A 14982-nucleotide genomic window follows, 5' to 3' on the forward strand; every position below is an offset into this window, starting at 1 on the left:
GGCCCGCGCAAAAATGAAAACCGCGCGCCGAGGGTACGGCGCGCGGTCATTTGGTCTCTTGATGTCAGGCGACGGTGAGGATGAACCGTCAGGCCGCGTCCAGATCCAGCGAGTAGCCCGCCGAACGGACCGTGCGGATCGGGTCGCCGTCCGCCGTGCCGTTCAGCGCCTTGCGCAGGCGGCCGATATGGACGTCGACGGTGCGGGCCTCGACATAGACGTCCGAGCCCCAGACGGCGTCCAGCAGCTGTTCGCGGCTGAACACCCGGCCCGGATGCTGCATCAGATAGTCGAGCAGGCGGAACTCGGTCGGGCCGAGGTGGATCTCCTTGCCGTTCCGCTTCACGCGGTGGGCGACCCGGTCGATGATGATGTCGCCGACCGTGATGCGGTCGTCGGCCAGGCCCGGACGGATGCGGCGCAGCACCGCGCGGACGCGGGCGGTCAGCTCGACCATCGAGAACGGCTTGACCACATAGTCGTCGGCGCCGGTGTCGAGGCCGCGGATGCGATCGCTTTCCTCGCCACGCGCCGTCAGCATGATGATCGGCACATTGCGGGTTTCCGACCGGCCGCGCAGCCGACGGCAAACCTCGATGCCCGAGACCTTGGGCAGCATCCAGTCGAGGATGACCAGGTCCGGGGCCCGCTCATTGGCCATGATCAGGGCTTCCTCGCCATCTCCGGCCACGCCGACGCGATAGCCTTCCTTGTCGAGGTTGTAGTGCAGCAGCGTGGCCAGGGCGTCTTCGTCCTCGACCACCAGAACGTACGGAGTCACTTCGGGCCGCCTCTAGGTATTATTGCGAGAGCACGTCCAGCTTCGGACGTTGCGAGATCAGCTCGTCGCCCGTCAGCTCGAAGTGGATGATTTCGGCGATGTTGGTGGCGTGGTCACCGATGCGCTCGAGGTTCTTGGCCACGAACAGCAGGTGGGCGCAGGCGTTGATCGTGCGCGGGTCGCCCATCATGTAGGTGAGCAGTTCGCGGAAGATCGAGTTGTAGTGCTCGTCGACTTCCTCGTCGCGGCTCCACACGCCGATGGCGCGCTGCAGGTCCGAGGTCGTGTAGGCGTCCAGGACATCCTTCAGGCGGCTCTGCACCAGCTTGCCCATGCGCTCGATCGAGCGGGTCAGGGCGGTCATCGGGTCGGCTTCGGTCAGGATCATCGCGCGCTTGCCGATGTTCTTGGCCATGTCGCCGCAGCGCTCGAGGCTCATCGAGATCTTCAGGGCGGCGACGGCGTGGCGCAGGTCCACGGCCATCGGCTGGCGCAGGGCGATCAGCTTGAAGGCCTTGCGCTCGATCTCGGCCTGGAGGATGTCCAGGCGCTCGTCGCCGGCGACCACGGCCTGGGCCAGCGGCCCGTCGCGGCGGGCGATGGCGACGATGCAGTCGGCCACCTGGGATTCGACGAGGCCGCCCATGCGGGTGACCTCGGCCGTGAGGTGGGCCAGTTCTTCGCCGTACGACTTGACGGTATGTTCGGTCATCTCTTGATCCCCCCGCTTAGCCGAAGCGGCCGGTGATGTAGTCCTGCGTGCGGCTGTCGCGAGGATTGGTGAACATCTCCTCGGTCGGGCCGCTCTCGACCAGCTTGCCGAGGTGGAAGAAGGCCGTGCGTTGCGAGACGCGGGCGGCCTGGGCCATCGAGTGGGTGACGATGACGATGCAGAACTGGCTGCGCAGCTCGTCGATCAGTTCCTCGATCTTGGCGGTGGCGATCGGGTCGAGGGCCGAACAGGGCTCGTCCATCAGGATCACTTCAGGCGACACGGCGATCGCGCGCGCGATGACCAGACGCTGCTGCTGGCCACCCGACAAACCCGTGCCAGGTTGGTGCAGACGGTCGGCGACCTCGTTCCAGAGACCGGCCTTCTTCAGGCTGCTCTCGACGATGACTTCCAGCTCGGCCTTGCCGGTGGCCAGGCCGTGGATGCGCGGGCCGTAGGCGACGTTCTCGAAGATGGTCTTCGGGAAGGGGTTCGGCTTCTGGAACACCATGCCGACGCGCGAGCGCAGGACCACCGGATCGACGCTCTTGGCGTTGACGTCCGAACCGTCGATCTCGATCACGCCTTCGACGCGGGCCGAGGGGATCGTGTCGTTCATGCGGTTGATGCAGCGCAGGAAGGTCGACTTGCCGCAGCCCGACGGGCCGATGAAGGCGGTGACCGACTTGGCCGGGATGTCGATGTTCACATCGAACAGCGCCTGCTTGTCGCCGTAGAAGACCTTGACGTCGCGCGCCTTGATCTTGGCCTCGCCGACCGGGCCGGCGGCCTGGGCTTGCGGGACGCTGGTTTGGATCACCGGCGAGCGGGCGGAGTCGTCGGGGCTTTGGACGGTCATGGCGTGTCCACGGAGAAGGGGCGAAGCGTTGAGGTTCAGGATCAGGGTCATGTGAAACCTACCAGCGGCGTTCGAAGCGACGGCGCAGGATGACGGCCGCGGCGTTCATGACGATCATGAAGACGAGAAGGACGATGATGGCGGCGGCCGTGCGTTCATGGAAGGCCCGCTCGGAAGCGTTCTCCCAGATGAACACCTGGACGGGCAGCACGGTGGCCGCGCCGGTGAAGCCTTCCGGCACGCCGGGCACGAACGAGACCATGCCGATCATCAGCAGCGGGGCTGTCTCGCCCAGGGCGTGGGCCAGCGACAGGATGGCGCCGGTCATCACGCCGGGCATGGCCAGCGGCAGCACGTGGTGGAAGACCGTCTGGGTCTTCGACGCGCCGACGCCGAGCGCGGCTTCGCGGATCGAGGGCGGCACGGCCTTCAGGGCCGAGCGGGTGGCGATGATCACGGTCGGCAGGGCCATCAGGGCCAGCACCAGGCCGCCGACCAGCGGCGAGGACCGCGGAACGTGCAGCCAGTTGATGAACAGGGCCAGGCCCAGCAGGCCGTAGACGATCGACGGCACGGCCGCGAGGTTGTTGATGTTGACCTCGATGATGTCCGTCCAGCGGTTCTTCGGAGCGAACTCTTCCAGGTAGGTCGCGGCCATCACGCCGACCGGCACGGCGATCAGGGCGGTGATGATCAGCATCATGGCCGAGCCGACCACCGCGCCCAGCACGCCGGCCTGTTCAGGCTCGGTCGAGTCGGAGTGGGTGAAGAAGGCGAAGTTGAAGCCCGACTTAACCGAGCCGTCCTTCTCGAGCTTGTCCAGCCAGTCCAGCTGTTGGTTGTCCAGCTTGCGGTCGCCCTCGGTGGTCGTGCGCTTGATCTCGCCCTTGAAGTAGAGGTCGGCGTCGGCCTTCAGCGGGCCGGTGACGGTGACCGTCTTGCCGATCAGCGACTGGTCGGCCTTCAGCATGTTCAGCAACTGGAAGCCGAAATCGCGCGACAGCAGGTCCTGGACCTTGCTGGAGGTGGTGCCCAGGTCGTCGTCCTGCACGCCCAGCTTCTTCATCATCGCCTCGGCGACGATGTAGTCGTAGTTGACGCCGGAAAGGTCCGAGCGGTCGATACGATCCGGGTTCAGATAGACCGGCACGCTGAGCGTGTGGGTTTCGAACGTCGTGTAGCCCTGGGCCACGATGCGGCCGACCAGCACGACCAGGAACACCAGCGCGACGATGATCGCGGTCAGGCCCTGGGCCTTGAAGGTGCGTTCGGCGGCATGGCGCTTCTTCAGCCGGGCTTCCATGGCTGTCGAGGCGGCGGAGCGCGGGGCGGCCGCGCCGAGGGTCGCGTCAGTCATATTGTTCCCGGTACTTCTGGACGATGCGCAGGGCGATGATGTTCAGGCAGAGCGTCACCACGAACAGGGTGAGGCCCAGGCCGAAGGCCGACAGCGTTTTCGGGCTGTCGAATTCCTGGTCGCCGGTCAGCAAGGTGACGATCTGGACGGTGACCGTGGTCACGGTGTCGAGCGGGTTGACGGTCATCTTGGCCTGCAGGCCGGCGGCCATGGTCACGATCATGGTCTCGCCGACGGCGCGCGACATCGCCAGCAGCATGGCCGCCATGATGCCCGGCAAGGCGGCCGGCAGGACGACCTTCTTGACCGTCTCCGACTTGGTGGCGCCCATCGCATAGCTGCCGTCGCGCAGGGATTGCGGCACGGCGTTGATGATGTCGTCCGACAGCGAGGAGACGAACGGGATCAGCATGATCCCCATCACCACCCCGGCCACCAGGGCCATCTGGTTTTGGACTTCCATAAGGTAGGTGGCCAGCGGGCCGGGCGGCAGGGCCGCGCCGATGGCGTTGATGCCGGCGCGGAACAGAGGGCCCACCGTCAGGGCGGCGAAGAAGCCGTAGACCACGGTCGGGACGCCGGCCAGGATCTCCAGCAGCGGCTTGACCACGCCGCGGACGGTGCGGCTGGCGTATTCCGAGAGGTAGATCGCCGAGTAGAGGCCGACCGGGGCCGCCACCAGCATGGCGATGAACATGATCAGGAAGGTGCCGGCGAACAGCGGCACGGCCCCGAAGGCGCCCGCCGAGGCGACCTGGTCAGCCCGCATGGCGATCTGCGGGCTCCACTCGGTGCCGAACAGGAACGACAGCGGATTGACGCTCTGGAAGAAGCGCCAGCTTTCCCAGACCAGAGAGAGCACGATGCCCAGGGTGGTCAGGACGGCGGCGACCGAGCAGCCGATCAGCAGGATGCTGGTCCAGCCCTCCACCCGGTTGCGGGCGCGGAAGTCGGCGTTGATGCGCGGGAAGGCCAGCAGGAAGCCGGCCAGGGCCAGCACGCCGGCGCCGGCCAGCATGCCGACGTTCAGGATGGTCTCGATGCGCTTGGCCTCGGCGACCTTGGCGTCCAGCGCGACCTTCAGGTCGCCTTCATAGGCGACTTCCGACGGCGCCTGCTTGGCGGCGATGGCGTGGGCGTCGCTGAAGAAGACGTTCTGACGGTCCGGGTCCAGGGCCGAGACGGCCGCCGGGCGGGTGGTCTTCAGCATCGCGTCCTCGACGCGACCCCCGAAGGCCGTCCCCAGCAGCAGCAGAAGCGCGGCGGGAATGCCGGCCCACAGGGCCGCGTAGGTCCCGTAGTAGTCCGGCAGGGAGTGGAGGACGCGAGCGCGGCCTCCGGCGGCGGCCACGGCGCGACGACGCCCGGCGGCGAAAGCCAAGCCGGAGAAGAGCGCCAGGACGATAAGCGAGAGCCAGGTCAGCATGCGTGAGGCTAATCTTGCGCGAAGTGTGTCGAAGGCTCCGCAGGATCGCGCGCCTTCCCCCGACCCGGTCTATGCCGGACAGGCGCGGAGCTTATGCGACAGATGTATGACAGTTTGACGACAACGCTCGGCCCGCGGCGCGTGACTCTTCGGCTGGAACGCCGCCCAACGCCGCTTCGCGGCTGGTCGCGACCATTCGCCAACCCGGGAGCGGTCGCCATTTTCTAGATGAATTCAAACGCTTGGCCGCGACGACCTGGGCTGCGGACCTGAGCTGTCGGAAGCGCGGACCGACCCGCGTCGCTTTATTCAGCCGCGTGGCGGGAATTACTTGAGTCTAGAATTCAAGCCTCGGCGGTCACGATCGGCGAGGGCGACGGCGCGGCGCCCGCCTTGGCCATCGGCAGATAGACCCCGAAGGTAGCCCCTTCGCCCTGGACGCTCTCGACGGTCAGCCCGCCCCGGTGGCGGTTCATGATGTGCTTGACGATCGCCAGGCCCAGGCCCGTGCCCGAGCGGTCGCCGCTCTTCTGGCCCTCCACCCTGTAGAAGCGCTCGGTCAGGCGCGGCAGGTGCTCGCGCGCCAAGCCGGGACCCCGGTCGGTGACCCGCATTACGGCGTAGCGCTCGACCATGTCGTGGTCGGGGGTCAGCAGCGACATTCGCGCGGCGGCCGGATCACGCGCGGCCGCGGCGGCCTCGGCGGACAGGCCGGGGAAGATCTCGACCCGCACGGTCCCGCCCCTGGGCGTATATTTGATGGCGTTGTCGACCAGGTTCTGGATCACCTGGATGATCTGGTCGCGATCACCGTCGACCACCGCGCCGCCGCGCGGCGGCAAGATGGGATCGAAGGCGACCTCCTTGTCGCGGGCCTGAGGCGCCAGGGCGTCGATCACGTCGACGGCGGCCATGGCCAGGTCGACTCGGCCCAGCGGCGCGATGTGCTCGTTCAGCTCAATCCGCGACAGGCTCATCAGGTCGTCGATCAGGCGCGACATCCGCTCGGCCTGGGCCAGCATGATCCCCAGGAACTTGTCGCGGGCGCCCGGATCGTCCTTGGCGTGACCGCGCAGGGTCTCGATGAAGCCAGACAGAGAGGCCAGCGGCGTGCGCAGCTCGTGACTGGCGTTGGCCAGGAAGTCGGCGCGCGTGCGTTCGCTGCGGCGGGCGTCCGTCTCGTCGCGCAGAGCCAGAAGGGCAAGCCGCGAGCGACCGCCGGTCTCGCGCAACGGCCGGGCATAGGCCAGCCAGGACCGTCCCTGGGTCCCGCCGGTCTCGAACTCCACCACGCCCTCGATGCCGCCGAACAGCGCCTCGTCCACGGCCTCCAGCACGCGCGGATTGCGCACAGCCGTGACCAGCAGCCCGCCCTGGGGCTGGATCTTGAACAGCTCGCGCGCGGCGGCGTTGGCGAACAGGAAGCGGCGGCCGGTCAGGTCGTCGGCCTCTTCGGCGGCGATGACCATCAAGGGATCAGGCAGGCGGTCGAGGATGGCGGCGAACGGCGGCGCGTCCTCGGCGGCGGTGAGCGACTGCGCCACTCCGGAGGCCGGCAAATCCAGGACCCGGCCCAGTCTGCGCAACATCATGAACCCGGCCAAGGCCGTCACCGCCGACGCCAGCACCGCCGGCCCGGGCTGGGCGACGCCCGCGAAGGCCAGGCCCAGTATGGCCAACGGACCGACAATTACGGGCCAGAAGACACGCAGCGAGCCGCTAGGTTGTCCGTCCGGGGGCGTCTGCGCCAGCGGCATGAGGAAGACTCTTCGGTTCAAGCGAGAGGCGATTCGTCGATCCAGATATGGCGCCCCGCCATGCCATGCGATAGACGGTTGGCGCCTTAGTACGTGTCGCGAGCGGGACTCACCGCAATTTCGCCGCATCATGACATGAATTAGTGGCGCCGGTTTCTATGGGGTGTCGTTCGTAATGCAGCGCAAGGTCCTGGTCGCGACGGTCGCGGCCGCTCCTCTCTTGGCCATGGGTTTCGCCGCTTTGGCCGAAACCACGGTCACCACCGCGCGGACGACGCCGATCGCCACCAGCACAGCTGCTGGCGCGACGACCGCCGACGACGTCCGGATCACCGCCGACGGCTCGATCAAGCCGACCACGGCGGGCGCGATCGTCACGCTGGACAGCAACAATAAGGTCGTCAACGCCGGCACCTTGCAGACCACGGGCGTCAACGACAGCGTCGGCGTGCTGGTGATAGGCGGCAAGACGGGCGCGCTGACCAACTCGCTCGCGATAACCTTGGACGAGGACTACACGGCGACCGACACCGATTCGGATGGCGACATCGACGGCGCCTTCGCCCAGGGCAATAATCGCTTCGGCATCCGCCTGACCAACGCCGGGACCTTCACCGGCGACATCATCAACGACGCCACCAGCACGATCACGATCGAGGGCAACAACTCGGCCGGCATCCTGCTGGAAGGTCCTGTGCTGGGTAACGTCACCCACCTGGGCTCGCTGGGCGTGGTCGGCGACAACAGCTACGGCGTGCGGATCGCCGCGCCGGTCACCGGCAAGGTGACCATCGGCGGCACGTCCAACGTCCAGGGCGCCAACTCCGTCGGCGTGGCGCTCGACTCGAACATCACCGGCGCGGTGAGCCTGCAAGGCAGCGTCTCCGCAACCGGCTATCGCTACACCTCGCGCCCGACGACGACCGACGCGCTGGGCAAGCTGGACGCCGACGATTTGCTGCAGGGCGGCGCGGCCGTCCGCATCGCCGGCGACGTTACCGGCGGCGTGCTGCTGCAAGGCTCCAACTACTCGTCCAAGGTCGGCACGGACGGCAACACCGTCACGACGACCATCACCTCCAGCAGCACCGGCTCGTCCAGCATCAGCGCCTTCGGCGCGGCGCCGGCGCTGCAAATCGGTTCGGCGACCCAGAACGTCACACTGGGCGCGGTCGGCGCCGGCGACCTGGCCTATGGCCTGGTCGCCAAGGGCGCGATCGCCGCGGCCGGCGTCTATAACGGCGTCACCGCCACGGGCGTCTCGATCGGCGCGGGCGGCGGCAAGACCACCACCCTGACCAACGGCCTGCGTAACGACGGCACCGTCACGGCCACGACCTATGAGGCCGACTCCACAGGCCTGATCCTGAATTCCGGCGCCAGCGTCGGTGAGATCCTGAACCGCGGCTCGATCACGGCCACCGCGTCCTCGTACGCCAGCTCGGGCGTCACCGCCACGGCGCGGGCCGTGGTGCTGAGCGCCGGCTCCAACACCACCGCCATCAACAACAGCGGCGCCCTGGTCGCCACGCGCACCGGCGAGACCGGCGACGCCGTGGCCGTCCTCGACCAGGCCGGCACACTGAAGACCATCACCAACACCGGTTCGATCCGCGCCACCTTGTCGGCGCCCGGCTACAAGGCCGACGGCACGGCCGTGACGGTCACCACCGCCGGCCAGACGATCGCGTTGGACCTGCGCGCCAACAATTCGGGCGTGACCTTCACCCAGAAGGGTCCGAACGACTACGCCTCGACCACGACCTTCCCCAGCACCGACACCGTCACCAGCGCCGACTCCACCAGCACCACCCTGTCGCCGGTCACCATCGGCGACGTGCTGTTCGGCGGCGGCAATGACACCCTGAACCTGTGGAGCGGCACCCTGGTGGGCGCCATGTCGTTCGGCGCCGGCCAGGATCGCCTGTCGATCGACGGCGGCGGCGTGGCCCTGGGCAAGCTGACCGATAGCGACGGCAAGCTCGACATCGCCGTGGCCAACGGCAGCTTGGGCATCGTCAACACCGACACCATCAACGTCAGCAGCCTGACGGTCGGCGACAAGGGCAAGATCCTGTTCTCCGCCGATCCGGCGGCCGGCCTGAACACCAAGCTGGTGGTGTCGGGCGCGACCAACATCGCCACCGGCGCCGAGCTGGGCATCCGCCTGGCCAACCTGGTCAAGCAACCCACCACCTTCACGGTGATCCAGGGCAGCAACCTCAATGTCGGCTCGATCGGCAGCGGCCTGCTGGCCCAGGCGCCGTTCATGTACGTGGCCACCAGCCGCGCCGACACCAACAACGTCTATATCGACGTCCGCCAGAAGACGGCCGCCGAGATCGGCCTGAACCGGTCGGAGACCTCGGCCTATGACGCCGTCTACCAGGCGCTGGGCAAGGATTCGGCCCTGGCCGGGACGTTCCTGAATCAGACGACGCGAGACGCCTACCGCGACCTCTACGACCAGATGCTGCCCGACCAGGGCGAGGGCCTGTTCTCGGCCCTGCAGTCGGTCAACCAGCAGATCTCGCAGGCCACCATGTTCCGCCCCGATCCGGGCGACCGCTATGGCCCCGATAGCGTCTGGGTGCAGGAGATCAACTCGCTGACCCGTCGCGACACCAGCGACACCCTGGGGTCGGACACCCAGGCCTTCGGCTTCGTGGCCGGCTATGAGGCCATGGGCGACGCCGGCGGCGCGCTGGGCCTGACCCTGGCCTATACCAGCCTCGAGGAACACGACACGGTCGCCAAGGTCGGCGAGCAGACCACCGCCTCGTTGATCCAGACCGGCGCCTACTGGCGTCGTTCGGTGGACGGCTGGCGCTTCAACGCCGGCGGCGGCCTGGGCTATGGCTTCTTCAAGGGCGACCGCCGCTTCATCTCGCCGGACGACAACGCCGACGGGGTCGCCGATCTGATCCTGAAGAACACCGCCGACTGGAAGGGCCTGACCGCCAACGCCTTCGCCGGCGTCGCCTACGAGCAGAAGTTCGGCCGCTTCTTCGCGCGCCCGGAAGGCCGCGTGGACTATGTCTGGCTGCGTGAAGGCAAGCGCGCCGAAAGCGGCGGCGGCGACGGCTTCGACCTGACGGTCGCCAAGCGCACCTCCAGCAACCTCTCGGGCGAGCTGGGCGTGGTGGTCGGCGCCGACTTCGGCAAGAACGTCTGGTGGCGCCCCGAAGTGCGGGTCGGCTATCGCCAGACCCTGGCCGGTTCGGTCGGCGACACGGTCGCGGCCTTCAACGGCGGCAACCCCTTCACCCTGGCCGCGCTCAACGACAAGGACGGCGCGTTGACCGCCGGCTTCGCACTGCGGGCCGGCACGCCGATGTCCTACCTGGGCATCGAGGGCGGCGTCGAAGCCACCAAGAAGCAGAAGCGCTACAACCTGCGCCTCGCCGGCCGAGCGATGTTCTAGAGCGCGTTGGGCGAAAGTGTGGGCGGTTTCGCCCGCCAAAACGCGCTCCAAATGTTTGAATCTAGAGCCTGTCGTGTCTGAACACGACAGGCTCTAGGGTCCAGCGGACCCTCACCCTTCTCTGCGAAAATGTTGCAAGCCGTCGCGGGAAACCGCGGCGGCTTTTTCCGTGAACGGAACATTTACAGATTTAAATGTCTGATAAGGCTGAAGATTCGCAGCGTATTTCGCGACACTTTGCCGCGCCTGCAGAAAAACTCACGGCCGGTTTTCCTAAATCTCGATTCCGCAGCTAGGAATAATCGTCTTCCCTAGCTCGGCAGGTCGGCCCGCCCAGCGGCGCCGAAAAGGGGACAGACACGATGACCAAAACCTGTAACGCATTTCGCGTGGCGCTGATCGCCGGCGCGTCCTTGCTGGCCACCGCCGGCGCCGCCTCCGCCCAGGACGCCGCGCCGCGCTCGCCGGCCGAGGCCGAGGCCCGTATCGCCGCGCTCGAAGCCCAATTGAACACGCTGGCCCAGCAGGTCGCCGACCTCAAGGCCGCCACCGCCGCCAGCCTCAAGGACGTTCGCGCCGCCCAGAGCGCCACCACCGTCAGCATCGCCGCCGGCAAACCGACCATCGCCTCGGGCGACGGCGCCTTCAGCGCCACGATCCACGCGGTGATGCAGCTCGACGCCGCCCAGTACTATCAGGACAAGGGCCTGCCGGCCGTCCTGGGCAACGCCCGCGACCTGAACAGCGGCGCCAACTTCCGCCGCGCCCGCATCGGCGTCGACGGCAAGTTCTACAAGAACTTCGAATACAACGCCCTGCTCGACTTCGGCGGCGCCGGCACGGATGGCCAGGGCACGCTGCAGGAGCTGTGGGTCCAGTACAACTACGCCCCGTTCAAGGTCCGCGTCGGCGCCTTCGCGCCGAACCTTGGCCTTGAGGACGCGGCCTCGACCAACGGCTCGCTCTTCGCCGAACGCCCGTCTGGCTCCGAGCTGGCGCGCGGCCTGGCCGGCGCCGACAAGCGCATCGCTTTGCAGGGCCAAATCCTGCGAGAGCGCTGGCTGCTGTCGGGCGCGATCACCGGCGCCAAGGCCGGCGACGGGCAGACCTTCGACGAGCAGCTCGGCTATCTGGGCCGCTTCGCGTTCGTGCCACTCAAGGGCTACGACTGGCTGGTCCATGTCGGCGCCAACGCCAGCAAGGTCGTCACTCCGGCCCAGACCGCCGTCGGCGGCGCCTATCCCGTTACCGTCAGCGACCGTCCGGAACTGCGCGTCGACGGCACGCAGCTGATCACCACCGGCGCGATCGACTCGACCGGCGCCCGCCACTACGGCTTCGAGGCCGCCGCCCAGAAGAAGAACTTCCTGATCCAAGGCGAGTATTTCGACATCGCCATCGACCGCCGCAGCCCGGCCGCCGGCGTCAGCGATCCGAAGTTCAAGGCCTGGTACGTCGAAGGCTCGTGGGTGCTGACCGGCGAGGCCCGCCGCTACAACGTCAACAACTTCGCGTTCGACGCCCCGTCCATCGAACACCCGTTCGACCTGAAGAAGCGCCAGTGGGGCGCCTGGGAACTGGCGGCGCGCTACTCGGTCGCCGACCTGAACCATCACGAGCAGGCCACTCTGGCCGCCGACCGCGTTCGCGGCGGCGAGCAGAAGATCACCACCGTCGGCGTCAACTGGTTCCCCAACCCGGTGACCAAGTTCTCGCTGAGCTACTACGACGTCTCGATCGATCGCCTGGACCCGGCCGGCGGCCTCGTGCCGCTGAGCCAGGACTACCAGGTCGTCAACCTGCGAAGCCAGTACGCGTTCTAATCAGGCCGGCGCGGCGTTTTCAGCGCCGCGCCGGCTCCCCATATCCTTGGCCATATCCTTGGAAGACCTCCAGAAAGGACCGTCTCGATGAGCGACTTCACCCAGGCTCCGACTCGCAGAGGTCTTCTGGCCGGCGCCGGCGCGGGCGCCGCAGCCCTCGCCGTGGGCGGTTCGGCTTTCGCCCAGGCCAAGCCCATCACGCTGCTGAACGTCAGCTACGATCCGACGCGCGAGCTCTACAAGGACATCAACGCGGCCTACGCCAAGTACTGGAAGGAAAAGGTCGGCCAGACCCTGGTGATCAACCAGAGCCACGGCGGCTCGGGCAAGCAGGCCCGCTCGGTGATCGACGGCCTGCAGGCCGACGTCGTCACCCTGGCCCTGGCCTATGACATCGACGAGATCGCGGCGAAGGCCAGGCTGTTACCGGCCAACTGGCAATCGCGCCTGCCGCAGAACTCCACGCCCTACACCTCGACCATCGTGTTCCTGGTCCGCAAGGGCAATCCCTGGAAGATCAAGGACTGGGGCGACCTGGTGAAGCCGGGCATCGACGTGATCACCCCGAACCCCAAGACCTCGGGCGGCGCCCGCTGGAACTACCTGGCCGCCTGGGCCTGGGCCCTGAAGCAGCCAGGCGGCAACCCCGCCAAGGCCGAGGCCTTCGTCAGGACCCTGTTCGAGCATGTGCCGGTGCTGGACACCGGCGCCCGCGGCGCCACCACCAGCTTCACCCAGCGCGGTCTGGGCGACGTACTGCTGGCCTGGGAGAACGAGGCCTACCTCGCCCAGGACGAACTGCCCGGCAAGTTCGACATCGTCTATCCGTCGCTCTCGATCCTGGCCGAGCCGCCGGTCGCCGTGGTTGACAAGAACGTCGATCGCCACAAGACCCGCACGATCGCCGAGGGCTATCTGAACTTCCTGTACAGCCCGCTGGCCCAGGAGTTGATCGCCAAGAACTACTACCGCCCGCGCAACGCCGACGTGGCGGCCAAGTACGCGGCGCGCTTCAAGAGGATCCCGCTGGTGACGATCGACGACACCTTCGGCGGCTGGAAGAAGGCCCAGGCCACGCATTTCAACGACGGCGGCGTGTTTGACCGGATCTACCAGCCCAAGTAACGCCTCTTCCGACAGCCTGCCTGCTCCGGGAAGCGCGGGCAGGTCGTCGGACCGCGCGGCGGCTGTCCTCCCCCTGCTCGCCGCGTCTTCGACGGCGGGGATCCAGCCATCGGATCTCCGCCGCCTCACTTTTCCGATACCGCTATGTTGGGAACGCGACACGATCAGGTACGTTGAGCGTCGACGGGGTGGTCGGAGCTAAGCCTTACACATGGAAGACATTCCGGAGCCGGCGCGCGACACGGATCAAGTCGCGGCCCGCAGTCCAGAAGACCTCGAGGCGATCATCGAGGAACGCACCCGCGCGCTGACCGAGGCGCTGGAGCAGAAGACCGCCCTGCTCCACGAGGTGGACCACCGGGTCAAGAACAACCTTCAGCTCATCTCCAGCCTGCTGCTGCTGCAAAATCGCCGCGTGGCCGACCCGGCCGTTAAGGCCTCGCTGCGCGGCATGCTGGGCCGGGTCAACGCCATCGCCACGGTCCATCGTCGCCTGTTCCAGAGCGAGGACGTCGAGCGCTTCGACGTCTCGGCCTTCATTCGCGACATGGTCGCCGACCTGATGGGCTCGGCCCAGCGCGACGACGTCCGCATCGAGCTGGATCTGGAGCGGGTCGAGATCCCCGCCGCCAAGGCCGCCCCCTTCGCCCTGGTGGTCAACGAACTGCTGACCAACGCCCTGGGACACGGCTTCCCGCCAGGTCGCGGCGGTCGGATCTTCGTGGGCGTCCGGCGAGAGAATGGCGATTTCCGGATCGAAATCGCCGACGACGGCGTTGGAATGGACAAGGACACCACGCCATCCGGCTTCGGCCTCACCATTGTTCAGCTGCTTTGCCAGCAGCTCAAGGCCAAGAGTGAGACCACCGACGCGGATCCTGGCACACGAATAGTCATTTTGCTGCCCGTGAACGGGACGCACTAAAGGACAGGTTTCAGTATGACCGGGCGTACGCTCGATGTGTTGATCGTTGAGGACGAGATGCTCCTCGCGATCGAACTCGAATATCTTGTCGAGGAGGTGGGCTGCCACTCCCTCGGCTGCGCCATGAGCTCGGAGGAAGCCGTAGACCTCGCCGAGAAGCTCCACCCCGACCTCGCCCTCGTCGACGTCCACCTCAGCGACGGCCCGACCGGCGTCGAGGTGGCCCGCAAGATCTCGCGCGACTGCGGCGGCGTGGCCCTGTTCATGACCGCCAACGTCAAGCGCCTGCCCGAAGACTACGCCGGGGCCTGCGGCGTGATCGGCAAGCCCTATTCCGAGCATGGCGTGCGGACCGCCCTGTCGTACCTGACCTACTGCCTTCAGGAGGGCCATGCCCCTGGCCCCGTCCCGGTGGGCCTCACCCTGGCGCCGGACTACGCCCAGCTCTGGGGCCTCGGCAACCTGCCCCGCACTGCCTGATGGCCGTTTCGCCGCTCGCTGCTTTCGTTGGCACGGCCGCCGCCCTGCTGTCGATCACCAGCTTCGCCCCACAGATCGTCAAGATCTGGAAGGAGAAGGACGCCTCGTCCGTTTCCTTGCGCACCTACATCGTCACCGTGACGGGCTTCGCCTTCTGGATCACCTACGGGATCCTGATCAAGGCCTGGCCGGTGATCGCCTCCAACACCGCCTGCCTGCTGATGTCCGCCGCGGTGCTGGCCATGAAATGGCGGTTCGACGCGAAGACCTGAGGCGCCGTTTTTAATGACAGGGATGACGGGGTCCGCTATCG

General features: G+C 67.2%; 11 protein-coding genes and 1 pseudogene. 6 read left to right on the forward strand and 6 right to left on the reverse strand.

Going from position 1 to position 14982, the window contains the following annotated elements:
- Positions 1 to 88 precede the first annotated feature (88 nt).
- The 6 genes from phoB to CSW62_RS22740 form a co-directional block, all read right to left on the reverse strand.
- The gene (gene phoB / locus CSW62_RS22715; protein WP_099581758.1) at positions 89 to 781 is read right to left on the reverse strand and encodes a phosphate regulon transcriptional regulator PhoB; all 693 of its coding nucleotides are present in this window, start codon (positions 779 to 781) and stop codon (positions 89 to 91) included.
- 19 nt (positions 782 to 800) lie between these two features.
- Positions 801 to 1493 carry a phosphate signaling complex protein PhoU gene (gene phoU / locus CSW62_RS22720; RefSeq protein ID WP_099581759.1) on the reverse strand — a complete coding sequence of 231 codons (693 nt, stop codon included), beginning with the start codon at positions 1491 to 1493 and terminating at the stop codon, positions 801 to 803.
- Positions 1494 to 1509: 16 nt separating this feature from the next.
- Positions 1510 to 2352 carry a phosphate ABC transporter ATP-binding protein PstB gene (pstB, locus tag CSW62_RS22725; protein WP_099582423.1) on the reverse strand — a complete coding sequence of 281 codons (843 nt, stop codon included), beginning with the start codon at positions 2350 to 2352 and terminating at the stop codon, positions 1510 to 1512.
- Positions 2353 to 2410: 58 nt separating this feature from the next.
- A complete protein-coding gene (gene pstA, locus CSW62_RS22730) occupies positions 2411 to 3709 on the reverse strand; it encodes a phosphate ABC transporter permease PstA (protein ID WP_099581760.1) in 1299 nt (432 codons plus the stop codon).
- Positions 3702 to 5135 (reverse strand): phosphate ABC transporter permease subunit PstC, encoded by a 1434-nt coding sequence (gene pstC / locus CSW62_RS22735; protein WP_099581761.1) that lies wholly within the window; start codon positions 5133 to 5135, stop codon positions 3702 to 3704. Before pstC ends, pstA begins: the two co-directional genes overlap by 8 nt.
- 344 nt (positions 5136 to 5479) lie before the next feature.
- Positions 5480 to 6892, reverse strand: a complete 1413-nt coding sequence (locus CSW62_RS22740) for a cell wall metabolism sensor histidine kinase WalK (protein ID WP_099581762.1) — start codon at positions 6890 to 6892, stop codon at positions 5480 to 5482.
- A gap of 163 nt (positions 6893 to 7055) precedes the next feature.
- Here CSW62_RS22740 and CSW62_RS22745 point away from each other — a divergent pair, with 163 nt between their 5' ends.
- The 6 genes and pseudogenes from CSW62_RS22745 to CSW62_RS22770 all read left to right on the forward strand — a co-directional run bounded on the left by CSW62_RS22745 (position 7056) and on the right by CSW62_RS22770 (position 14941).
- Positions 7056 to 10316 (forward strand): autotransporter domain-containing protein, encoded by a 3261-nt coding sequence (locus CSW62_RS22745; RefSeq protein WP_099581763.1) that lies wholly within the window; start codon positions 7056 to 7058, stop codon positions 10314 to 10316.
- Positions 10317 to 10678: 362 nt separating this feature from the next.
- On the forward strand, positions 10679 to 12139 hold the full coding sequence (locus CSW62_RS22750; RefSeq protein WP_099581764.1) for an OprO/OprP family phosphate-selective porin: 1461 nt from the start codon (positions 10679 to 10681) through the stop codon (positions 12137 to 12139).
- 87 nt (positions 12140 to 12226) lie between these two features.
- Positions 12227 to 13264: a sulfate ABC transporter substrate-binding protein gene (locus CSW62_RS22755; protein ID WP_099581765.1), complete on the forward strand. Its 1038-nt coding sequence runs from the start codon at positions 12227 to 12229 to the stop codon at positions 13262 to 13264.
- A gap of 283 nt (positions 13265 to 13547) precedes the next feature.
- A pseudogene (locus CSW62_RS22760) lies at positions 13548 to 14189 on the forward strand (sensor histidine kinase); the annotation flags it as partial.
- Positions 14190 to 14204: 15 nt separating this feature from the next.
- The gene (locus tag CSW62_RS22765) at positions 14205 to 14669 is read left to right on the forward strand and encodes a response regulator (RefSeq protein WP_099581766.1); all 465 of its coding nucleotides are present in this window, start codon (positions 14205 to 14207) and stop codon (positions 14667 to 14669) included.
- Positions 14669 to 14941 carry a SemiSWEET family sugar transporter gene (locus tag CSW62_RS22770; RefSeq protein ID WP_099581767.1) on the forward strand — a complete coding sequence of 91 codons (273 nt, stop codon included), beginning with the start codon at positions 14669 to 14671 and terminating at the stop codon, positions 14939 to 14941. The genes CSW62_RS22765 and CSW62_RS22770 overlap by 1 nt, the downstream gene beginning before the upstream one ends.
- The last annotated feature ends 41 nt before the right edge of the window (positions 14942 to 14982 follow it).

Origin of the sequence: Caulobacter sp. FWC2, assembly GCF_002742625.1 — a bacterium.
In the GTDB taxonomy this organism is placed as follows: Bacteria; Pseudomonadota; Alphaproteobacteria; order Caulobacterales; family Caulobacteraceae; genus Caulobacter.

Coding starts and splice junctions, on each gene's coding strand:
- CSW62_RS22755 (WP_099581765.1), top strand. CDS start 12,227: ATGAGCGACTTCACCCAGGCTCCGACTCGCAGAGGTCTTCTGGCCGGC.
- pstA (WP_099581760.1), bottom strand. CDS start 3,709: ATGACTGACGCGACCCTCGGCGCGGCCGCCCCGCGCTCCGCCGCCTCG.
- phoU (WP_099581759.1), bottom strand. CDS start 1,493: ATGACCGAACATACCGTCAAGTCGTACGGCGAAGAACTGGCCCACCTC.
- pstC (WP_099581761.1), bottom strand. CDS start 5,135: ATGCTGACCTGGCTCTCGCTTATCGTCCTGGCGCTCTTCTCCGGCTTG.
- pstB (WP_099582423.1), bottom strand. CDS start 2,352: ATGACCGTCCAAAGCCCCGACGACTCCGCCCGCTCGCCGGTGATCCAA.
- CSW62_RS22765 (WP_099581766.1), top strand. CDS start 14,205: ATGACCGGGCGTACGCTCGATGTGTTGATCGTTGAGGACGAGATGCTC.
- CSW62_RS22770 (WP_099581767.1), top strand. CDS start 14,669: ATGGCCGTTTCGCCGCTCGCTGCTTTCGTTGGCACGGCCGCCGCCCTG.
- CSW62_RS22750 (WP_099581764.1), top strand. CDS start 10,679: ATGACCAAAACCTGTAACGCATTTCGCGTGGCGCTGATCGCCGGCGCG.
- CSW62_RS22740 (WP_099581762.1), bottom strand. CDS start 6,892: ATGCCGCTGGCGCAGACGCCCCCGGACGGACAACCTAGCGGCTCGCTG.